This is a genomic window from Kosakonia sp. (genome assembly GCF_032052965.1).
Taxonomy (GTDB): Bacteria; Pseudomonadota; Gammaproteobacteria; order Enterobacterales; family Enterobacteriaceae; genus Kosakonia.
On record NZ_DAMBVN010000010.1, the window covers coordinates 86,163 to 108,998 of the forward strand.

16 protein-coding genes are annotated in these 22,836 nt (G+C 55.7%); 5 read left to right on the plus strand and 11 right to left on the minus strand.

All coding sequences use genetic code 11. The features are described from left to right. The first annotated feature begins 37 nt into the window (after positions 1-37). From xseA to RTX30_RS13760, 3 genes are all read left to right on the plus strand, one after another. Positions 38-1,411 (plus strand): exodeoxyribonuclease VII large subunit, encoded by a 1,374-nt coding sequence (gene xseA, locus RTX30_RS13750; protein WP_312690653.1) that lies wholly within the window; start codon positions 38-40, stop codon positions 1,409-1,411. Between the two features lie 71 nt (positions 1,412-1,482). Further along, positions 1,483-2,508 carry a M4 family metallopeptidase gene (locus RTX30_RS13755; protein WP_312690655.1) on the plus strand — a complete coding sequence of 342 codons (1,026 nt, stop codon included), beginning with the start codon at positions 1,483-1,485 and terminating at the stop codon, positions 2,506-2,508. Beyond that, positions 2,508-2,849, plus strand: a complete 342-nt coding sequence (locus RTX30_RS13760) for a protealysin inhibitor emfourin (RefSeq protein WP_312690784.1) — start codon at positions 2,508-2,510, stop codon at positions 2,847-2,849. The genes RTX30_RS13755 and RTX30_RS13760 overlap by 1 nt, the downstream gene beginning before the upstream one ends. On the opposite strand, the gene RTX30_RS13765 is transcribed toward RTX30_RS13760, so the two are convergent. From RTX30_RS13765 to RTX30_RS13815, 11 genes are all read right to left on the minus strand, one after another. Continuing rightward, positions 2,846-3,061 carry a zinc ribbon domain-containing protein gene (locus RTX30_RS13765; protein ID WP_312690657.1) on the minus strand — a complete coding sequence of 72 codons (216 nt, stop codon included), beginning with the start codon at positions 3,059-3,061 and terminating at the stop codon, positions 2,846-2,848. The two genes, RTX30_RS13760 and RTX30_RS13765, sit on opposite strands and share 4 nt — an antisense overlap. Before the next feature lie 84 nt (positions 3,062-3,145). Continuing rightward, entirely contained in the window at positions 3,146-4,621 is a 1,476-nt protein-coding gene (gene der, locus RTX30_RS13770) for a ribosome biogenesis GTPase Der (RefSeq protein WP_312690659.1), read from the minus strand. A 120-nt stretch (positions 4,622-4,741) separates the two neighbouring features. After that, positions 4,742-5,920, minus strand: coding sequence for an outer membrane protein assembly factor BamB (gene bamB / locus RTX30_RS13775; protein ID WP_312690661.1), 1,179 nt, complete (start codon positions 5,918-5,920; stop codon positions 4,742-4,744). 10 nt (positions 5,921-5,930) lie between these two features. Then, positions 5,931-6,551, minus strand: a complete 621-nt coding sequence (locus RTX30_RS13780; RefSeq protein ID WP_312690663.1) for a YfgM family protein — start codon at positions 6,549-6,551, stop codon at positions 5,931-5,933. 36 nt (positions 6,552-6,587) lie between these two features. Next, positions 6,588-7,862 carry a histidine--tRNA ligase gene (gene hisS, locus RTX30_RS13785; protein ID WP_312690665.1) on the minus strand — a complete coding sequence of 425 codons (1,275 nt, stop codon included), beginning with the start codon at positions 7,860-7,862 and terminating at the stop codon, positions 6,588-6,590. A gap of 95 nt (positions 7,863-7,957) precedes the next feature. Beyond that, positions 7,958-9,076, minus strand: coding sequence for a flavodoxin-dependent (E)-4-hydroxy-3-methylbut-2-enyl-diphosphate synthase (ispG, locus tag RTX30_RS13790; RefSeq protein ID WP_312690667.1), 1,119 nt, complete (start codon positions 9,074-9,076; stop codon positions 7,958-7,960). Between the two features lie 26 nt (positions 9,077-9,102). Then, a complete protein-coding gene (gene rodZ, locus RTX30_RS13795) occupies positions 9,103-10,086 on the minus strand; it encodes a cytoskeleton protein RodZ (protein ID WP_312690669.1) in 984 nt (327 codons plus the stop codon). 293 nt (positions 10,087-10,379) lie between these two features. Continuing rightward, entirely contained in the window at positions 10,380-11,546 is a 1,167-nt protein-coding gene (locus tag RTX30_RS13800; protein WP_312690671.1) for a bifunctional tRNA (adenosine(37)-C2)-methyltransferase TrmG/ribosomal RNA large subunit methyltransferase RlmN, read from the minus strand. Positions 11,547-11,728: 182 nt separating this feature from the next. Then, positions 11,729-12,160 carry a nucleoside-diphosphate kinase gene (ndk, locus tag RTX30_RS13805; RefSeq protein WP_312690673.1) on the minus strand — a complete coding sequence of 144 codons (432 nt, stop codon included), beginning with the start codon at positions 12,158-12,160 and terminating at the stop codon, positions 11,729-11,731. A gap of 161 nt (positions 12,161-12,321) precedes the next feature. Continuing rightward, positions 12,322-14,646, minus strand: coding sequence for a peptidoglycan glycosyltransferase PbpC (gene pbpC / locus RTX30_RS13810; RefSeq protein WP_312690675.1), 2,325 nt, complete (start codon positions 14,644-14,646; stop codon positions 12,322-12,324). A gap of 1 nt (position 14,647) precedes the next feature. Beyond that, complete coding sequence (locus RTX30_RS13815; protein WP_312690677.1) at positions 14,648-19,606, minus strand: alpha-2-macroglobulin; 4,959 nt, start codon at positions 19,604-19,606, stop codon at positions 14,648-14,650. Between the two features lie 281 nt (positions 19,607-19,887). Between RTX30_RS13815 and RTX30_RS13820 the strand changes: the two genes are divergently transcribed. Beyond that, entirely contained in the window at positions 19,888-21,432 is a 1,545-nt protein-coding gene (locus RTX30_RS13820; RefSeq protein WP_312690679.1) for a PTS transporter subunit EIIC, read from the plus strand. A gap of 12 nt (positions 21,433-21,444) precedes the next feature. Beyond that, positions 21,445-22,812 carry a 6-phospho-alpha-glucosidase gene (locus RTX30_RS13825; protein ID WP_312690681.1) on the plus strand — a complete coding sequence of 456 codons (1,368 nt, stop codon included), beginning with the start codon at positions 21,445-21,447 and terminating at the stop codon, positions 22,810-22,812. Positions 22,813-22,836: the final 24 nt, after the last annotated feature.

Sequence of the window (22,836 nt, forward strand, 5' to 3'; positions counted from 1 at the left end):
TGAATAACCTGCTGATTTAGAATTTGATCTGGCTCACATGTCATCGTTCCAGTCCCCTTCCATTTATACCGTCAGCCGCCTGAATCAGTCGGTGCGCTTACTGCTGGAACGCGAACTTGGCCAGGTATGGATCAGCGGCGAAATCTCCAACTTTACCCAACCCTCTTCCGGGCACTGGTACTTCACGTTAAAAGACGACACCGCCCAGGTGCGCTGCGCGATGTTCCGTAACAGCAACCGCCGTGTCACTTTCCGTCCGCAGCACGGCCAGCAAGTGCTGGTTCGCGCCAATATCACCCTGTATGAGCCACGTGGTGAATACCAGGTGGTGGTTGAAAGCATGCAACCGGCGGGCGAAGGTTTACTGCAACAGAAGTACGAGCAGCTTAAAGCAAAACTTGCTGCCGAAGGGCTGTTTGATCAGCAGTTTAAACAACCGCTCCCCTCACCTGCGTACTGTATAGGCGTGATCACCTCGAAAACGGGCGCTGCGCTGCACGATATTCTGCATGTGCTGAAACGCCGCGATCCGTCGCTGCCGGTGGTGATTTACCCTACTGCGGTACAGGGCGAAGACGCCCCCGCACAAATTGTGCGAGCCATCGAACTGGCGAATGCGCGGCAGGAATGCGATGTGCTGATTGTTGGGCGTGGCGGTGGTTCGCTGGAAGATTTATGGAGTTTTAACGACGAGCGCGTGGCGCGGGCGATTTTTGCCAGCCGTATTCCAGTGGTCAGCGCTGTCGGGCATGAAACCGATGTGACGATTGCCGATTTTGTCGCCGATCTGCGTGCGCCGACGCCTTCTGCGGCAGCGGAAATCGTCAGCCGTAATCAACTGGAGCTATTGCGCCAGGTGCAGGCGATGCAGCAGCGCCTCGAAATGGCGATGGATTATTACCTCGCGGGCCGCAGCCGCCGCTTTGCGCAGTTGAATCATCGCCTGCAACAGCAGCATCCGCAATTGAGGCTGGCGCGTCAGCAAACCGTGCTTGAACGCCTGCAACAACGCATGCACAACGCGCTGGATAACCAGCTAAAGCGTTCCTCTGTGCGCCAGCAACGCCTCTTTCAACGCCTGAACCAGCAAAACCCCCAACCGCGAATTCATCGGGCGCAAACCCGCGTGCAGCAGCTGGAGTACCGCCTTAGTCAGAACATTCGAGACCGCTTAAGCAGCACACGCGAGCGTTTTGGAACGGCCATCACTCACCTGGAAGCAGTCAGCCCGCTGGCAACTCTGGCGCGCGGCTATAGCGTGACCACGGCAACCGACGGCAAAGTGCTGAAACAGACAAAACAGGTAAAAGCAGGCGACGCGTTAATGACACGGCTGAACGATGGCTGGGTAGAGAGCGAAGTCAAGGCTATCAAGCCCGCGAGAAAACCGCGCCAGCGTAAATCCTCCTAATTTGTACGATCATTACCTCAGGCGAACCTATACTTTTGTTGTTCCTTTTGGTGTTTATCAAGGAGATCAACATGAATTCACGCCCGCTGCATTGTGTTATTCCGCCCTACCTTCTTCGTCGCATTATTGATAATGGTTCTGAGCTACAACAACGTAACGCCCGCCAGACCTTAACTCACGTGCAAACATTGATGGCGCACAGCCATGGTAAAGTCGATGCGCCGTTGGTGACGTCGCCCGGTGAACTGGTACGCGATATTTATGACGCGCAACAAAAAGAGACACTGCCCGGCGAGCAGGTGCGCTATGAAGGCCAGCCGTCAAACGGTGATGTCGCGGTGGATGAAGCCTATGACTATCTTGGCGTCACACATGATTTCTTCTGGCAGGTTTACCAGCGAAACTCCCTGGATAACCAGGGGCTGATCCTCAGCGGTACCGTGCATTACGGTAAAGAGTATCAAAACGCCTTCTGGAACGGTCAGCAGATGGTGTTTGGCGATGGCGACGGTGAGATCTTCAACCGTTTTACCATTGCTATTGATGTGGTGGCGCATGAACTCAGCCACGGCGTCACAGAAACGGAAGCCAACTTAATCTATTTTGAGCAGGCGGGTGCATTGAATGAGTCGTTATCGGATGTCTTCGGTTCGCTGGTGAAGCAGTACCATCAGCAGCAGACAGCCGAACAGGCCGACTGGATCATTGGCGAAGGGTTGCTGGCAAAGGGCATTAAAGGCAAAGGGTTACGCTCAATGTCTGAGCCTGGTACCGCTTATGACGATCCGCTGCTGGGGAAAGATCCGCAACCTGCGCATATGAAAGACTTTATCAAAACCCGTGAAGACAACGGTGGCGTCCACCTGAATTCCGGTATTCCTAACCGCGCATTTTACCTGGCGGCAACGGCGGTGGGCGGTTATGCCTGGGAACAAACAGGGTACGCCTGGTACGATACCGTCTGTGATAAATCGCTGGCGCAAAACGCCGATTTTGCGACGTTCGCGAAGCTCACCATTCAACATGGTGAAAAACGTTCCGGTAAAAAAGTCGCCGCAGCGATTGAACAGGCGTGGAAAGATGTCGGAGTTTTATGATGAACGAACCCGAATTAACCGACGATGCGGTGGTGGAGTTAGCCCGTGAAGGCGGGGTGGCGTACATCCCGAAACTGAGCGGCAAACGCAAAATCATTATTGCCCAGCTCAGTGAAGAGCAACGTCAGCGGCTGGTTGAGATCCTGCATCAGGCGTTACCGCTGGGGCAACCGCCCGGCCAGCCGGAATCGCCGGGGCGCGGCGATCAGCGCTTTTACCGTTTGCAAATCACCTGGACCTCGCCGCAACCGAACGTGCTGCTGCTTATCCCGGAAAGCAAAGCGCCACCCTCGTTTGTTGAGCTGTGGCGCGAAGGTGAAGAGTGCATCTGCAAGTCTTAACACAGGGTAAATTCTACGCGTTTTTTAGAAATCAGCCCGTGTCCGTGCTGGCAGAAAAAGTCCACCGCGCCACAGGCGGTTAATACCTGCAGAGGCTGATGGCACTCCGGGCAACTGGCTTCGAGCTCAAGGTTTACGTCGCAGACCTGGCAATGGGCATGTGTTCCCACACGTTCCAGCGGGGTGTGACAGGTTGGGCATTTCAGATCCATATTGCGCTCCTTTATGTTTCACTGCCTCTATCATACACCGCCACTTACAAAAAACCCGCCGGACGGCGGGTTTTAAGCAAGTGATTACTTACCTTTCTTGATGTGCTTAATCAGGCGCTTACGCTTACGCATCTGGTTCGGCGTCAGAGTGTTACGTTTCTCCGCAAACGGGTTTTCCCCTTCTTTGAACTGAATGCGGATTGGCGTGCCCATCACATCCAATGATTTGCGGAAGTAGTTCATCAGGTAGCGCTTGTAGGAATCCGGCAGGTCTTTTACCTGATTGCCGTGGATCACCACAATCGGCGGGTTGTAACCCCCGGCGTGGGCATATTTCAGCTTCACGCGGCGGCCACGCACCAGCGGAGGCTGATGATCTTCTGCCGCCATGGTCATAATACGGGTCAGCATCGCGGTGCTGACACGGCGAGTGGAGCTGTCGTAAGCTTCACGTACCGATTCAAACAGGTTACCCACGCCGCTGCCGTGCAGGGCAGAGATAAAGTGAACGCGGGCAAAGTCGATAAAGCCAAGACGGTAGTCCAGCGTCTCTTTCACCTGTTCTTTCACTTCCTGACTCAGGCCATCCCACTTGTTGACAACAATCACCAGCGAGCGACCGCTGTTGAGAATAAAGCCCAGCAGCGACAGATCCTGGTCAGAGATGCCTTCGCGGGCATCGATCACCAGCAACACCACGTTGGCGTCTTCAATCGCCTGCAGCGTTTTAATGACGGAGAACTTTTCTACCACGTCGGTGATTTTACCGCGCTTGCGGACACCCGCGGTGTCAATCAGTACGTACTCACGTTCGTCGCGCTGCATCGGAATGTAGATGCTGTCGCGGGTGGTGCCCGGCATGTCGTACACCACCACGCGGTCTTCGCCCAGAATACGGTTAGTGAGTGTGGACTTACCTACGTTCGGACGCCCGACAATAGCCAGCTTGATCGGCAGATCCTGCGGGTTAAAGTCATCTTCCGGCTCTTCTTGTTCGCCGTTTTCACTGGCTTCGAACTGCGCCCAGTATTCCGCGTCTTCGTCCACCTCTTCAGGTGGGTTCAGTTCGTCCATCCACGGCATTAGCACGTGTTCCAGCAGGCTGGTTACGCCGCGACCATGCGATGCGGCAATAGCGTAAATGTCCCCCAGCCCCAGCGAGTAGAAGTCCGCCGTGGCCTGGTCAGGATCCAGACCATCGGTTTTGTTCGCCACCAGGAAGGTCGGTTTTTCACGCGCACGCAAATGCTTAGCAATGGCCGAGTCGGCAGGCATCAGGCCCGCGCGTGCGTCCACCATAAACAGCACCACATCTGCTTCTTCAATCGCCAGCAGCGACTGTTCCGCCATGCGGGTTTCTACGCCATCTTCGGTGCCGTCGATACCGCCGGTATCGATGCAGATAAATTCGCGGCCTTCCACTTCAGCACGACCGTACTTACGGTCACGAGTCAGACCCGGGAAATCCGCTACCAGCGCATCACGGGTGCGTGTTAAACGGTTAAATAGCGTGGATTTTCCAACGTTAGGGCGCCCGACAAGCGCGACCACAGGTACCATGTTTGAAGCCTCATTACAGAAAATTCATTAGCAAAACGTCGCGATTGACGCAGCGTTTTAAAAACAGGAAAACGGCTCCTGCAACAGGAGCCGTCTTCAGGAACGACAACCTCAGCGCGATTAACGCGTGATGGCGTACAGCGTACCGTCTTTTGCCTGGATCAGCAGTTTGCCATCGGCAACCACCGGCTCGGTCAGGAAGCCGGAACTGTCGACTTTCTGCTGCGCCACAAAGCGGCCATCTTCAACGTTAATCCAGTGAACATAACCTTCGCTATCGCCTGTCACTATGTAACCATTATACAACGCCGGAGCGGTAAGGTTACGGTGCAGCAGATCGCTTTGTGTCCAGAGGGTCACGCCACCGTCGGTGGTAAGTGCCAGAACACGGTCATTCTGATCGATAAGATAGATACGGTTACCGTCAACGATGAAGTCGCTCACCGAGCCCAGTTCACGTTTCCACATGATCTGGCCGCTGCGCAGATCCAGTGCCGTCATGTTGCCGTTGTAGGCCAGCGCGTACACCACGCCATTCACTACAACCGGCGTCGTATCGACATCGCTCAGGCGGTCGATTTCAGTCGGGCCGTTTGCCTGGGAGATACGTTGTTGCCAGATCATCTGCCCTTGCTGCATCAGCACCGCGCTCACGCGACCGTTGTCGCCACCCACAATGGCTGCACCAAAGGCAGCCGTCGGGGCAGATTCACCGCGCAAAGAGAGCGCTGGCATATCCAGGTTAACGGTCCATTTCACCGCACCATCACCTTCATTCAGCGCCTGCAACTGACCGTTGCTGGTATGGATTAACACCAGACCGTCGCTGATAACCGGACGAGAAAGCGCTTCACCCGCCACTTTACTCTGCCAGGCGACAGAGCCGTCGCTGGTGTTCAGCGCATAAACACGGGCTTTTTCGCTGCCCACGTACACATGACCACCAGAAACGGTCACACCGCCGGACAACTGTGCTGAGCGAGTAGTGAACCAGCCATCTTTTTCGGCCAGATTCACCGACCACACTTCACGACCATCTTCAGCATGCACCGCTTTCACCACGCCGTGGCGATCGGCAGCATATACCACACCGTCGGCAAACGCCGGGTGCAGATTAGAGTAGAAGTCGCCGATACCGTTGCCGACGGAGGTGCTCCACGCCGTTGACGGCGTAAACTGGTTTTCAACCACCGGCAGCGGGGACATTTTGACAACATCTTCTTCGCCGCTGAACAGGGAACAACCGCTCAATAGCGTGACAGAAAGCAGTCCTGGCAGAAGTAATTTACGCAATTGCATCGGGTCCCTCTTAGATGGACAAATTATTAATTTTCATTTGCATCATTTCACTCAACGCAGGGGAAGCATTGTTTTTAATGCCGTTTTCCCATGCGGTGCGCGCACCTTGTTTATCACCTTTGCTCAGCAGTGCTTCGCCGCGCAAATCAGCCACGATAGCTGCCCAGCTGTCGCCTTTTACGGCATCCAGCGTTTTCAACGCAACATCTTGCTGTTTCAGTTGAACCTGGACACGGGCCAGACGCACGTTGATCATCGATTTCAGATTCTCATCGCTGGTTGCTGCAAGCCCCTGCTGCAACTGAGCGGCGGCTTTATCCAGTTCGTTTTTCTCAACGTACTGCTGCGCAAGTTCCAGCGACGCTAACGCACCGTAAGTGTTTTTGTTGTCAGCGGCGAATTTCTCCGCCGCTGCGAACGTTTCTGGTTTGTCAGCCTGAAGCGCGGAGATCGCGTTTTCATAGGCTTGCGATGAGACTTTTGCTGTGTCTGCCTGATGACTGGTCCAGTAGCGCCAGCCAACCAGCGCACCAATACCCAAAACAACGCCAACTGCCAGCGCTTTGCCGTTCTCGGCAAAGAAGCGCTTAATCGCGTCTACCTGGTCGTTTTCGTTTTCGTAAATTTCCACGCAGTCCTTCTCCTTAACGATAATTCACCGGGGAGATTAGCCCAGTAGTGTGCGCAAATGCGCCGCAACGCTGTCCTGCGTTACCGTACTCTGCTCACCAGAGCGTAAATCCTTCACCACAACATTACCGTCGGCGATTTCAGATTCGCCAAGCACCAGTGCGACGCGAGCGCCCCACTTATCTGCACGGGCAAACTGTTTTTTGAAATTGCCGCCGCCGTGGTTCATCATCAGCCGTACGCCAGGTAACGCATCGCGTACCTGTTCACCCAACTGCATCGCAGCGGATTGCGTATTGGCACCAGACGCCACCAGGTATATATCGACAACGGATTCTGCTTTAAATTCCGGATTAACTGCCTGAACTAACAAAACAAGACGTTCAAGGCCCATCGCGAAGCCCACCGCCGGGGTGGCGCGACCGCCCAGTTGCTCAACCAGACCGTCATAACGACCGCCAGCACAGACGGTACCCTGGGCGCCAAGACTGGTCGTCACCCATTCGAAAACGGTACGGTTGTAATAGTCCAGACCACGCACCAGACGCTGGTTCACGGTGTAGGCAATACCTGCCGCATCCAGGAAAGCGCAAAGACCGGCAAAGTGTTCGCGGGACGCTTCATCCAGATAATCACCCAGTTTCGGCGCATCGTTCAGCAGAGCCTGAATGTCCTGATTTTTGGTATCCAGCACCCGCAGCGGGTTGGTGTACATGCGACGCAGGCAGTCTTCGTCCAGCTTATCTTTATGCTGTTCCAGGAACGCCACCAGCGCATCGCGATAGGTCGCACGCGCTTCCAGCGAGCCGATGGAGTTAAGCTCAAGTGCGACGTGCTGAGCAATGCCCAATTCACGCCACCAGCGTGCGGTTAGCATAATCAGCTCAGCGTCGATATCCGGACCTTGCAGGCCAAACACTTCAACACCCAGCTGATGGAACTGACGGTAGCGCCCTTTCTGCGGACGCTCGTAGCGGAACATCGGCCCGACGTACCACAAGCGCTGTTCCTGATTGTACAGAAGACCATGTTCGATGCCGGCGCGTACGCAGCCCGCCGTACCTTCAGGACGCAATGTCAGGCTATCGCCATTACGATCGTCAAAGGTGTACATCTCTTTTTCAACCACGTCGGTCACTTCGCCGATCGCGCGTTTAAATAACGGGGTCTGCTCTACAATCGGCAAACGGATTTCACTGTAACCGTAGCTGCCGAGCACGTTTTTTAGGGTGCTTTCAATGCGCTGCCAGATGGCGGTTTCGCCAGGCAGATAATCGTTCATGCCGCGAATGGCTTGAATATTCTTTGCCACGTTTTTTCTCTTTATGAATACAAAAAATGAACCCACAGGGCCGTAGCGCCTGGCGGGTTCATCATACACGGGAAGCCAGCCGCTTCCCAGCCACGTTATTTTTCTAGCTGTTGCACGTTAATGCGACGCGCTTCGTCCAGAATCGACGCTTTCGCGCGAATGCGGGCTTCAAGCTGGCTGATCATATCGCTGTTATCAAGGCGGTCTTTACGCACACCATCTTCGTACAGGCCGCTTTTCTTGTTGCCGCCGGTCACGCCAAGCGTCGAAACCAGCGCTTCGCCAGGCCCGTTCACCACGCAGCCAATAATGGAAACATCCATTGGCGTGATGATGTCTTCAAGCCGCTGTTCAAGGGCGTTCACTGTGCCGATAACATCGAACTCCTGACGGGAGCAGGTCGGGCAAGCGATAAAGTTGATACCCCGCGAACGAATGCGCAGCGACTTCAGGATATCGAAACCGACTTTGATCTCTTCAACCGGATCGGCCGCCAGCGAGATACGCAGCGTGTCACCAATCCCTTCGGAGAGCAGCAGGCCGAGGCCAATTGCTGACTTCACCGCGCCCGCGCGCGCACCGCCAGCCTCGGTGATGCCGAGGTGCAATGGCTGATCGATCTGTTTCGCCAGCAGGCGATAGGATTCCACCGCGAGGAAGACATCGGAGGCTTTGACGCTGACTTTAAACTGGTCGAAGTTCAGGCGATCAAGATGATCAACATGGCGCATGGCGGATTCGAGCAGCGCTTGCGGCGTCGGTTCGCCGTATTTTTCCTGCAGATCTTTTTCCAGCGAGCCGGCATTAACGCCAATACGGATAGGTATGTTTTTGTCGCGCGCGCAGTCAACAACCGTGCGAATGCGCTCCTCATTGCCGATATTGCCGGGGTTAATACGCAGGCAATCGACGCCGTATTCGGCGACTTTCAGCGCAATGCGGTAGTCAAAATGAATATCCGCCACCAGCGGAACACTCACTTGCTGTTTGATCAGTTTAAACGCTTCTGCTGCATCCATCGTTGGAACAGAAACACGGACAATGTCTGCACCGACGCGCTCCAGCGCTTTGATTTGGTTGACCGTTGCGTCAACATCCGTGGTGCGGGTGTTTGTCATTGACTGCACGGCGATGGGAGCCCCATCGCCAATCGGCACATTACCAACGTAGATCCGTTTCGATTTCCGACGCTGAATCGGAGCCTGGTTATGCATGAAAAATCTCCCGCTTTGCCCGTCTGTTACTGTACTGCTGATTGTTCGGCATTGAGGGTCAGACGCGCAACCTGGTTAGTTCTGATATATCGACTCAAATCGACAGGTTTACCCTGGTACTGGATTTGTACGGCGGACGGCGCGCCGATTTTCAGTTTGTACGGCGCCTGGCCGGTTAAATTCAGTGTGCCATCTTTACGCTGCATGCCGCTGAACAGTTTTTTGCCTGTGGCATCGCTCACTTCCAGCCAGCAATCCGCATTAAAGCTCATCACCAGTGCGTTGTTGTCCGCAGCTGCGCCCACTCCTGCCTGACTGGTCGGCAGCGTGTTGGCCGTGGCGCCAGCAGCCGCATCGACATTCGCCTGAGACGGCGGCACAACGGTGTTCTGGTTGGCGGTGTTAGCCGGAGCCTGCTGGGCAACTGCCGGGGCCTGTGCCGTTGTGGTTGGCGCTGGCATCTCAACTGGCGTAGAGGTGTTATCTGCGGTGGCAGTAGAGGTGTCGGTATTCAGCGGAACGCTCTGCGCATTACTGTTGTTGGCGTTGAGCTCGGCAGAGGATTGATCGGCCATAGTGCTGATCTCTTCCTGCTGCGCTTTGTGGTTTTGCCACCACCATGCGCCTGTCAGCCCCACTACCACAAACAGCACCAGCCAGGTAAAGCTCATCAGCCAGCCGTCGCGTTTTTTACGCGGTTTACCCAAAGCGAACGTCTGCATCGGGGCCACTTTCGCAGCTCTGACCGGTGCCTGCTTCTCAATCATCGGCAGGAGTTCTTCTTCGGGAATATGCACAAGGCGGGCATAGGAGCGGATATAACCCCGCACAAAGGTCGAAGCCAGATCGGCAGGGGATCTGTCTTCTTCGATATCGCGTACCGTGGAAACCTTCAGGCATAAGCGCTCTGCAACCGCTTGCTGGCTGAGTCCAAGTTGTTCACGGGCGCTGCGCAGACGTACGCCAGTGGTTTGTGCTTCATTTTGGTCGTGAGTGGCTTCAGTATTCATTCGCTACAACTACTGGTACGTGAAAATTAAAGATTCAGGCGCGCGTGACCGCAATGCCCACACGCGCCGCGAAAAAAACCGGGTCAATTAAGCCTGGACCCATAGTATAAGACTGTCAGGCTTCTCATAACAGAACCGCTTTCAGCACTTTTTGCTAAGCCGTTGTTACATCACTACATACTGCCTTAAAGTCAGGAGAAACGCACCGTAATTATTATTGGCCTGCATGTGTACAGGCCAAATATTCGTCATTTTCACAAAATGCAGCACAATCTTCGCACCGCATATTGGCATTACAGCGACTTCACGGCGATGGGCTCGCCCTGCATACGCTTACGCATGGTACGTTTGGTACGGTCAATCACGTCGCCTGCCAGTTGTCCACAGGCGGCATCGATATCATCACCACGGGTTTTACGAACAATTGTAGTAAACCCATAGCTCATCAGCACCTTACAGAAACGATCGATACGGCTATTAGAGCTGCGGCCATACGGCGCACCCGGGAACGGGTTCCAGGGGATCAGGTTGATCTTACATGGCGTATCTTTCAGCAACTCTGCCAGTTGGTGCGCATGCTCGGTGCCATCGTTCACGTGGTCCAGCATCACGTACTCTATGGTCACGCGGCCCTGGTTAGCGTTGGACTTCTCAAGGTAACGGCGCACCGCCGCAAGGAAGGTTTCAATATTGTACTTTTTGTTGATCGGGACGATTTCGTCACGAATTTCATCGTTCGGCGCATGCAAAGAAATCGCCAGCGCTACGTCAATCATGTCGCCGAGTTTATCCAGCGCCGGAACCACACCAGAGGTAGAGAGCGTTACACGACGTTTAGACAGACCAAAACCGAAATCGTCCAACATGATCTCCATCGCCGGAACCACATTGGTCAGGTTGAGCAGTGGCTCGCCCATGCCCATCATCACCACGTTAGTGATAGGACGGTTGCCGGTGATTCTCGCTGCGCCAATGATTTTTGCCGCACGCCACACCTGACCGATGATTTCGGAGACGCGCAGGTTGCGGTTAAAGCCCTGCTGGGCGGTGGAACAGAATTTACACTCCAGCGCACACCCAACCTGCGAAGAGACGCACAGCGTCGCACGGTCTTCTTCCGGGATATACACGGTTTCCACGCGCTGGTCGCCAACGGCGATCGCCCATTTAATGGTGCCGTCGGAGGAGCGCTGCTCTTCCACCACTTCCGGGGCGCGGATCTCAGCCACGTCTTTCAATTTGCCACGCAGCACTTTGTTGATGTCGGTCATTTCATCAAAGTCATCGCAGCAGTAGTGGTACATCCACTTCATCACCTGATCGGCGCGGAAGGGTTTTTCGCCTAAGTTTTTAAAAAACTCGCGCATCTGCTGACGGTTTAAATCCAGCAGGTTGATTTTTGCATCTTTGTTGGGAACCGTGAGAGCAGCGTTCTCAGATATGACAATTTGTTCAGACATAGTGTATTCCGGCCTCGTTATTACACGTTATGGCCCCTGGAGGGTTAAAAAGAAGCGCCCCAGGTAAGCTTCGGCTCAACCTGGGGCGCAACATTGTACAAATTCTGTCGCACAGATACCACGTTTGCACGCAGCATTTCACAAATTAAAGTATAAATCTCGTTACACGGTTTAATGTGTGATTAGCGAGTGCGCGGGCACACTTCGCCTTCAGCGAAGAAATAGGCAATTTCGCGGGCTGCAGATTCAACAGAATCGGAACCGTGGGTGCCGTTTTCAGTGAAGCTGTCTGCATAATCAGCGCGCAGGGTACCGGCCAGTGCGTTCGCCGGATTGGTTGCGCCCAGCAGATCGCGGTGACGCTGTACCGCATTTTCGCCTTCCAGCACAGAAACCACGATCGGGCCGGAGGTCATGAACTCAACCAGACCGTCAAAGAACGGGCGACCTTCGTGCTCTGCATAGAAGCCACGCGCCTGCTCAACAGTCAGGTGCAGCATTTTAGTGCCAACGATTTTAAATCCTGCCGCTTCAAAGCGAGAGAAGATAGCGCCAATAACGTTTTTTGCCACCGCGTTTGGCTTGATGATGGAAAAAGTACGTTCAATAGCCATGATTACCTCTGTAAGTTGTTCTGTTGTCGTACATACACATAAGTATGACCTGGCGCGGATTATAAAGAGCAACGCAGGCCTTGCCTATGGATGAAGGTAACATTTTTTTAAAATAAGACGAGTTTCAGCAACACCCTTCTCGTAACCCGCCATTTCCTGCGTTATTGCACAACAAACTGCACCGTTGCAACCTGCCCGGCCTCATCCATAACCAATAACTGATACTCCCCGGTTTTATCAAGTTTCAGGCTGACTATATTGTCGTGCGTCGACAGCGGTTCACCGTTAAGGAACCACCAGCGCGCGCCTTCTCCGCCACTGCTCTGTATGGGTAACAACGCAAATGACTGCCCCGGCACACGCCGGATCACCGCTCCGTCGCGCACGCCGCTAAGCAACAGAGGCGGCGGCGCATTGTCATCACGCGGTGGGCACTGCCGGTCGGCGGCGGGTAAACGCGCGGCTCGTCTTTCACCTGGCGGCAGCCAGGGCTCCAGCGGCAACGGCCAGACAATCCAGTTTTTCTGCTGCGCATCGGGGCAATCCGCCGCCACCCGAAGCCCTTTATGGTTCAACCACAGCGGGAAATTGATCCCATGCAGCCCCTCCTGCTCAGGCATCAGCAACGTCGGCGGCTGGCTGTCATCAAGCAGCCATGTAGCCAGACGGCGGCGACAGTTGTTGTCTCCGGCCGGCAAACTTTGCCCGCCGGGCCAGCAAATGACCCCTTGCGTGACCGAGTCCGGGCGCGGATCGCGCGGGAGTTTCCCCTGTTCAAGCGCTGAACGCGCCTGCAACATGTTGTTGACCTGGTTGAGCAGCGGCACGGCACTGGCAAAACCAAACTGCCCGGCGACTGGCGTACCATCCGGTCTGCCAGTCCAGATGCCGATGATATAACGCGCATTAATCCCAATAGCCCAGGCATCACGGTAGCCATAACTGGTACCGGTTTTCCAGGCCAGCGGCACCACCTGCGGTAAGGCTGCATCGGGCACTGGCTGGGCTTCGTTCGCCAGAATACGGCGGATGATCCACGCGGCACCGGGCGACATCAGCCGACGTTCAACCAGCGGTGCGTCTGGTGTCAGTCGCAGCTTGCCCGCTTTTCCCCCGCGGGCAAAAGCGCTGTAAGCGGCAGCAATGTCTTCCAGACGCGCGCCTGCGCCACCAAGGATCAGCGCCAGGTTCGGTTCAGCACCGGCCGGTAATATCAACGGCAGCCCCGCATTACGCAAATTACCGGCGAACTTTTTCGGCCCGTACGCCTCCAGCACCTGTACCGCGGGCAGGTTCAGCGAACGCACCAGCGCCTCATTCATGCTTACCGGTCCGTGAAAACCGCTGTCGAAGTTACCGGGGCGATAATCACCCACCCGACGTGGCACATCCTGGAGCAGCGATGCGGGATGGATCAGGCCTTCGTCGAGCGCCATACCGTAGATAAACGGCTTCAGAACCGATCCTGGCGATCGCACTGCGCTCACCATGTCCACATGGCTGAAGCGACTATCGTCATTGATGTCAACGGAGCCGACCCAACCGCGCACTTTCATCGTTGTGTGATCCACCACGATCATCGCCAGCGAACTGCGCTGCGGCAGCCGCGTTTTGACACTGAGCGCCAGTTCCTCCAGTTGCCGCTGTAGAGAGGCGTCCAGCGTGGTGGTGATTTTCAACGCATTGCTCTCTCCCACCATGCGCCGCGAAAACAGCGGCGCAAGTTGCGGCATTTGCCGGGGCGCAAGCCATACCGGCTCCTGACGCGACTCTTTGACCTGCTCCGCCGACCAGGCGCCTTGCGAAACCATGCGATCCAGTACTTTGTCCCGTGCGGCCTGCGCCCGCTCCGGCCAGCGATCGGGGCGTAAACGGCTTGGCGCTTGCGGCAATACTGCCAACAAGGCAGCTTCTGCATAACTGAGTCTGGAAGGTGGTTTACCAAGATAAGCCCAGCTTGCCGCGCCAATGCCCTGCAGAGTGCCGCCAAACGGCGCGCGGTTAAGATACAGCGTGAGGATCTCGCGTTTGGGAAGATGCCACTCCAGTTGCAATGCACGCCAGAGCTGGCGCACTTTACCGCCAAAAGTGCGGGGATGAGGATCCAGTAAGCGGGCAACCTGCATGGTCAGCGTGCTGCCGCCCGATATTACGCGCCCCGAACTGAGATCCTGCCAGGCCGCGCGCGCAATCGAGAAGGGATTGACGCCGGGATGATCCCAGAACCAGCGATCTTCATACTGGATCAGTGCCTGCAGATAGCGCGGCGATACCTCTTCAATTGTGACCGGATAACGCCAGATGCCGTCGGCATCGGCAAAACGCCACAGCGGTGTACCATCTTCCGCCACCACTACCCGCGCCGGATCGACCTCGGTCAACGGCAGCGGCCAGAGTTTGTCAGCCGCGATAACCGCCAGCACCAATAACAACGGCGCACCCACCAGCCAGCGCCAGCGGGTGCGCATCAGACGCACAATTTTCACGTTACGGCACAATGATCAGCGGACCGCTGGTCTCGCCGGTTGCCCGCCACTGCGGTACATACATAGATTCAACCTGTGGTGCCGGCACATGATACGTTCCCGGTGTTACCGCCCGCGCCAGGTAGACCAGCGTTACGCTCTGGCCTTCACTTACCGGAACAGCGGCAACGAAGCGATCATCGCGGAACTCCATATGCTGAATATCCGCCTGTTGCATGCGGTTCAGCAGATCCTGCACTTCACTGCCGCTATCCTGCAAACTGGCACTGCTGCTGGCGAGGTTCTGGTTTTCCAGCTCCAGCCCGGCAGGCAGCAGATCAACCACCAACGCATCCGGTACATTCTGCGTCGCGCTCACCTCCAGCCACACCAGCACCAGTTCACCGCTTTTCAGCGATGACAGGGATTTGCTGCGCCCGTCGGTGCCCATGATAGTGCGCTCAATCTGCAACACTTTGGCAGACGGGAGCGGTGCATGCTCAGGGTAACCGGTGGTATCGAGGCGTAACCACAGCGGCGCAGTGCCACTGTTCGTGACCTGCAAAGAGGCAAGTTGATCGGCTGTGACATTACGACTTTGCGCGGTGTCACCTGCCAGCGCAGCAGCTTCCAGCGAGGTTTGCGCCTGCCAGTTGCCCGTTGCGTTTTGCAGGTTGCGCCCGGCTAAAAACAGGGCATTGCTTTCCTGCGTAGACAGCCAGCGCTGGCCGTATGCCTGCTCAGAGAGCATGGTCAGCAGTCGCGTCTGTTCTTGCGGCAGCAGGTTATTTTCCTGCAATAGCGCCAGCATCAGCGCATTGTCGCGCAGATCGCTGCCGTAATCAGCCAGCCAGCGATTGCTCTGCGCACGCGGAGTTTTCAGCGCCAGGCGCAACGCCTGCTCGCTACGCTGGGCATCGCCCATCATTTTCAGGGCGACGCCAAGCTGCATCAGCGGCAACGCGGCTTTGGCCTGCTCATGGCGCTGCCACACTTCGCGTAATGCCCCAAGAGGCGCCTTCTGCTGGCGCGCCAGCACCAGCGCCGCGTAGCTCTGCACTGCAAATTTCGTTGCAGGCAGATCGTCGCTATAGCGAATAGCCATGGTTGACGGATCCTGCAGATAACGCAGCAAGCGGTTGTTGGCGTTGTTCAGCGCCTCGCCCGGCACGCTGTAGCCCTGTGCAGAAGCACTGACGAGGAAGTCCGTCACATAGGCCGTCAGCCAGTACTCTTCTGGCCCGTTCTTATCCCACAACGAGAAGCCGCCATCCTCGCGCTGCATTTGCAGCAGGCGGGAAATGCCAATATCCACCGCGGCGCGACGCTGCTCGTCACTTTCACCTTTAATACCGAGCGCTTTCAGCTGCGCGGCATTGGTGTACAGCGACGGGAACAGACCGCTGGCAGTTTGCTCCAGGCAGCCGTAAGGGTAAGCTTTCAACTCCTGAATGTAACGAGCAAGGTTCAACGGCGGTTTGCCGCTGAACAGTAAACGCCCTTGCAGCGTTGACGGCGCAATCCCCGCCAGATGCTGGGAAGGTGCCTGCCAGCTTTCGCCCGGGTTCAGCATTGCGCCACTGTTAACGGTCTGTGCCGGAAACGCAGGGCGTACGCCCAGTTTCCACACTTTCTGTTGCGGTGCGAAAGTTTCACCCGGCAGGGTCAGGCCACTGATTTGTGCATGGATTTCGCCATCGCCAAACCCATCCAGCGCACGCACAGGGATAAATAACGTGGTGCGCTGCCCGGCGGCCAGTTTCACAGCACCTGGCTGGCCGCTTTCCAGCGCCAGCAGGCCGCTGGCCGCCAGTGTGACGTTAAGGGTTTGCGGCTGATCGGTAAGGTTGGTCACATCCAGTGTCAGGCGAGAGGTGTCGCCGCTGCCGAGGAAGCGCGGCATGTTCAGGTCGGCAATGACCGGTGCCGCAACAATCACTTTGCCTTCGCTGCTGCCAAAATCATCTGCCGTCCAGGCCTGCGCCATCACCCGCAACTCACCGTTAAAATCCCCAATGGGCAGCGTGACCGTACCTTCACCATGTTCATCCAGCGTGACCGGCTGTGCCTGCTGCGCAACAATGGTGACATGATTCACCGGCGGTTTACCGCCACGGTTCATTTCGTCGCCGTCGCCACCAAAACGCAGCGCAGCCAGACGTCCCTGCCCTTCAATCACCTGGCCGTAGATATCGTAAATATCCGCGCCGTAACGTTTCTGGCCGAAGAAACCCTGCCACGGATCTGGCGTAACGTAATCGGTAATATTCAGTACGCCACTGTCCACGGCCGACAACAGGACGTTGACCTGTTTCGGGGTTTCACCGTTTTTCACGGCCGCTTTTACTTTCACTGTCAGCGGCTGATTAGGGCGCATTTTTTGCGGCGTATCGAGAGTCAGATCAAGGCGGCGATTCTCATCCCCCATAGGCAGATGCAGCAGCCCGACCGCGCGTTTAGGCGTAGCAGATTTTGACTTGTCGCCTGGGCGCACTACCAGCGTGCTGATATAGAGATCATGGCGTTGCCACTTCTGATCGATCGGAAGACTCAGATCAAGACCATCAGCCGGAACGTCGATCTCCTGCCACCACAGCGGGCCCTCTGCCGACTCGATCATCGCATAGCCTTTACCGGCTGCTGGCGCGGTGATATGCAGCTTGAGGGTATCGCCCGGTTTATAGGCCGGTTTGTCCAGCTTCATCGTGACGCGGTCAGGCCGCGCAGCGCCTGCGCCATCGCTGTTATCCTGCCAGCTATAACCTGCCCAGAAACGCACGCTGCTGATGGTGTCATCAGGCGCTTTCACCTCCAGACGATAAGCGCCCCACTCCACCGGGAAGGAGACTTTGCCGGTTTCATCTGCCGCCAGATTCAGGGTCTGCTCGCCTTCAACCAGATCTTTCTGGTTGAACTGCGACTGCCAGCCCTCATTTTCTGACCAGTTCCAGAAGTAGTCGCGGCGTTCGCGAATCAGCCGCACCTGCAAATCGTTAACCGCTTTTTTCTTGCCATCGACATCTGCATAAACGATGTCGAACGCCGCGTTGCTGTCTTCATCAACAATCGGTTGGTTAACGGTAGTATCGGTCCGGTAGTCGTACACTGCTTTAGAAGCAAACTGCGGACGAATGCCCGGCAGCATTGCCGCAGGCCAGACAGCCTGCCCGGCACGGCGGGTGACCGGGCGACCACCGGATTCCAGCAAGCTGGCCTGCAAAATGACTTCTAACGGCGAGTGACTCTCCTGCCACTGGCTGGTCGTAGTGACTTCGCCAAGGCCTTTGTCATCCAGTGTCAGGTGCACTTCATCCAGGCTACGGCTGAGATTCTCTTCGGCGATATCGCCAAACTGGAAGCCAGGCAGTGCAGGAACCGCTTCGCGCAGGGGACGCAGGTAGAGCTGCCCCTGCAACGTGTTTCCACTGGCGGGCGCGCCGTATAAATAGTGACCATTGACGTTGAACACTACATCGTCCGCAGGTGCGACAGGTGATGATTGCGGAGTAATATTCAGTGCCATGCGCTCAGGCATAAAGTCTTCTACATGGAAACCCCACTCACGCAGCTGGTTATCACCGGTGTTGGCGCGAATATGCCACATGCCGGTTTGCGCGCTGGCCTCCAGAGGATAAGTAAAGTGATACAGCCCGTTCTGCGGCTGGCTAACCACGGTGCGGATCACCTGACCGTCGGGTTTCACCACTTCCAGCTTCACCGGTTGCGCCGCCAGCGGTTTACCATCGCTATCGCGCAGCAAGCCGTTGAGGATCACCGTTTCACCTGGGCGATAGAGATCGCGCGGCCCGAACATAAAGAACTGTTTGCTGTAGCCAGGATCGCCGGAAATGGCGAACTCCGCCAGATCCAGCGCGGGCAGTTTCAGATCCAGCAGCGTGGTTTCACCGTCTTTGCGCGCCAGGATCAGGGCCGCCTCTTTGTCGGTGTTCAGCGTGGCATGGCCATCTTTATCACTGGTGGCCTGCGCCAGGGTCTGCCCCTGTTCATTAAGCAGCACCACCTCGATGCCGGAGAGCGCAGCACCGTTCTCCAGCCCCTGGGTAAAGATATCCAGCCGGTTATGATAACGGTGCGCAGAAAGACCAATATTGCTGAGCGTGAACAGGGTAGCGGCATTGCTGTAGTTGTAATGCCCGGCCTGGTTCATTACCGCAATATAGACGCCGGTTTGCTGCAATGGCTGGATGCTGCTCAGCGGTAATAGCAACTTCTCGCGGGTGTTCCGCGCCGGGTTCAGATCAAAACGGCCGGTATATACCAGGTCAGCCATTTTCAGTAAGGTGTCCGACTCCCAGTTTGACAGCGAATTGCGGTACTCCCACTGGCTAATAAACGCCGCCAGTGACTCCGGTTTAATACGGTAGAAGTTCACATCTACGTTATTCACGTTGAGCGCCATTACTGGCAGGCCATCCACCACTTTGCCGGGCAGCAAAGAGCCCCGGCTGGCAAAGCCAACGCTTGGCTGAACATCGCGCGTGGTGATCGCTTTCTCGTAATCGCTTCCGAAGGTGGCTTTGTTCAATGCCACAAGGCCACGATCGACCGAGACCAGCAGTTCGCGGTTGGGTTCCAGGTGGCGTAAACGCAGCTCTTTCAAATTCGGTGCCAGTTCCCAGGCCCCATCGACTTTGCCGCTCTTTTTGTCCACCAGATGGACGGTCGAGGCAAAATCCTGATCCGGGTTTAGCGGAACGGAAAAGGTCAGCACCAGCGTGGCAGCGCCATCCAGTTGAACCTCTGACGCATCCAGCAGCGTGAGCGGTTTGCCTTCGCTACGCGCGGCAAGCTGCGCCAGCTTCTCTTTACTTTGCGGGGGGGAGGCCTGGCCTTGCTGCTGCGCAGATGATGCGGCAGCAGGCGAGCTGGTTGCCTGCGGTTTATCGTTGTTATCACAGCCAGCTAACGTGAAGGTGGTGAACAGCGCGACGGTTAGCGCCGCAATGCGTAGCGGTTTCATTCTTTATCCCTGGCCCATAAAGCCTGTTGAACATTGCCACACATTATTATTCGCAACGGCAAGAATTACAAAATGTGTCCTGGGTTGTGGAAAGTGGCTTGCAAAACCTTTCCCCCCTGAAAACGCCTGGTGTTACGGCGATCACAGACCGTAACGTAACATGTTACGTTACGAGTCATTTGTTTTTAAAACAATAAGATAGATGGAAAAACAACGCCATCAGCTGCTAACGTTAACGGGTCTGTACACCTGTGTGTGCGGTTCTAATAAGAGAGAACATTATGTCCAGAGCCGTGAATGCCCTACAAAATTTTGGTAAGTCCCTCTTTGGTCCGGTGCTCATTTTACCGATTGTCGGCTTGTTTATTGCCTGCGGAAATATCCTCGGCAACGGCAATCTGGCCGAATATCTTCCTTTCCTTGGTCATCCGTTAATCCAGAATATCGGTCAACTGATTGCGAAATCCGCCGTTTCGGTACTGGCAAATCTTGCGCTGGTATTTGCCGTCGGCATCCCGGTCGGGCTTGCCTCACGTGACAAAGGCTATGCCGCGCTAATTGGCCTGGTTACGTTTATCGTCTTTATCAATGCCATGAATGTGATGCTGCAATTTCAGGGCGCACTGGCGCCTGCAACAGAAATGAAGGCCGCCGGACAAAGCATGGTATTAGGCGTTCAGGTGCTGGAAATGGGCGTCTTTGCTGGCATCCTGACCGGCGCACTTTCCGGTTATCTGTACGATAAATACTCCCCGGTACAGTTTTCCGGGGCGCTGGCCATTTACTCTGGTCACTGCTTTGTCGCCATTATTATGCTCCCCGTGGCGATGGTGCTGGGCGTCGTGATGAGTGAGTTATGGCCTTTCGCCCAGCATGGCATCAGCGCGATGGCGCTGGCCATCAAAGGTGCAGGGCCTGTTGGCGTCGCTATTTATGGTTTCCTGGAGCGCATTCTGGTGCCCACCGGATTGCATCATCTGGTGTATACGCCGTTTCTCTATACCGAGCTGGGCGGCACCGCCGATGTGTGCGGCAGTACTTATCAGGGCGCGCGTAACATCTACTTTGCGGAAATGGCCTGCCCAACGGTTTCGCAGTTGAGCAGCACCGCCGTCTGGGATGCGCGCGGCATCAGTAAAATGTATGGCTTGCCCGCAGCCGCACTGGCGATGTACGTCACTGCCAGTCCGGAACGAAAAGCAGCGGCAAAAGCCATTCTGATCCCCGCGGCACTGACCTCATTTTTAGTGGGCGTTACCGAACCAATCGAGTTCGCGTTTCTGTTTGTCGCCCCGATGCTGTTTGTCGTTCACGCCGTACTGACCGGCATCGGCATGATGCTGTTCTCGTTGTTTGGCGTCCATGCCATTGGTGCCAACGGTATTATCGATTTCGTGCTCTACAACTTGCCATTGGGAACGGAAAAGTCCAACTGGCCGATGTATATCGTCGTCGGCTTAATCATGTTCGCCCTCTATTTCTTTATCTTCCGCTTCCTGATTTTGCGCTTCGACATGAAAACACCCGGCCGCGAAGAGGACGACCAGGAAACGCGGCTTTACAGCAAACAGGAGTATCAGGCGAAGGGCAATAACGCAGGTGTGGGCGAAGCCATTATCGAAGGTCTGGGCGGGCGCGCCAACATTGAAGTGGTAGACAACTGCTACACCCGCCTGCGCGTGACGGTGAAAGATGTTGCGGTCATTAACGAACCCCAGCTCAAAGCCACCGGCGCAAAAGGCGTGATCAAACAAGGTAATAACGTTCAGGTGGTCTACGGGCTGCATGTCAAAAAAATGCGAGAAGCCGTTGAGATGTTTCTCTGAAGGAGTCCAGTAATGTTTAAACCCCCGTTTATTTTATCCATCGCCGGTGGCGGCAGCACTTATACGCCGGGCATTGTGAAAAGCCTGATGCTCCGGCTGGCGGACTTCCCGCTGGCGGAGATCCGCCTGTATGACATTGATGAAGCCAGGCAGAGCACCATTGCGCCGGTAGTGGAAAAAGTGATTCGCGACCACAGCCAGAGCATTAAATTTACGGTCACCACCGACGCAGAAACCGCCTTCAGCGGTGCGCACTTTGTCTTTGCTCAAATGCGCGTTGGTCAGTACAAAATGCGCGAGCAGGATGAAAAAATCCCGCTGCGTCATGGTGTTGTCGGGCAGGAAACTTGCGGCCCTGGCGGGCTGGCATACGGGTTGCGCACCATTTTACCGATGGTGGAATTGATTGATCTGGTCGACCGCTATGCGGATAAAAAAGCCTGGATCGTCAATTATTCAAACCCGGCAGCAATTGTTGCTGAAGGGGTACGCCGCCTGCGCCCTCAAGCGCGGGTACTGAATATTTGTGACATGCCTGTGGCGGCAATGCGCAATATGGGGGCCATTCTTGGCGTGGATCGCCATCAACTGGAAGTCGATTATTTTGGGCTGAACCACTTCGGCTGGTTTACTCAGGTACGCGTTGACGGCGAAGATCGTCTGCCTGAATTGCGTGAGCATATCGCCCGTTTTGGCCTGCTCACCGAAGATGCCGCGCAGACCGACCCGCAACATGCCGATCCGTCATGGGTGAAAACCTGGCGTAATATCAAGCCCATTATGGATCACTTCCCGGAATACCTGCCGAACCCCTATTTACAGTATTACCTGATGCCAAATGAGATTGTGGCCCATCAGGATCCGGACTATACCCGTGCGAATGAAGTGATGAACGGGCGCGAGAAAAAACTGTTTGCCGCTGCCGAAGAGTATAAACGCACCGGGATCCTGCCGGACGCCTTCCACGTTGGCGTGCATGGTGCATTTATTGTCGATGTTGCCTGTTCGCTCGCATTCAACCTGGGTCAACGCCATCTGGTGATTGTTGAAAACAAAGGCGCTATTGCTAATCTGCCCTATGACGCGATGGTAGAAGTACCGGCTTATATTACCAGCGCCGGCCCGGAGCCAGTGCGCATGGGCGCTGTACCGCTGTTTTACCAGACATTGTTAATGCAGCAACTGGCGTCCGAACAACTGCTGGTCGAAGCCACCATTGAGGGGAACTACGAGAAAGCCGTGCAGGCGTTTACGCTCAATCGTACAGTGCCCACTATGCAGCATGCGAAAGCGATCCTGGATGAAATGATCGAGGCTAACCGCGACTACTGGCCGACGCTGCAAAAAGCCTGGGAAAACGGCAAGGCGTTGAAAAAATAACGAGGTTGCTCGCGGCATTCGCGA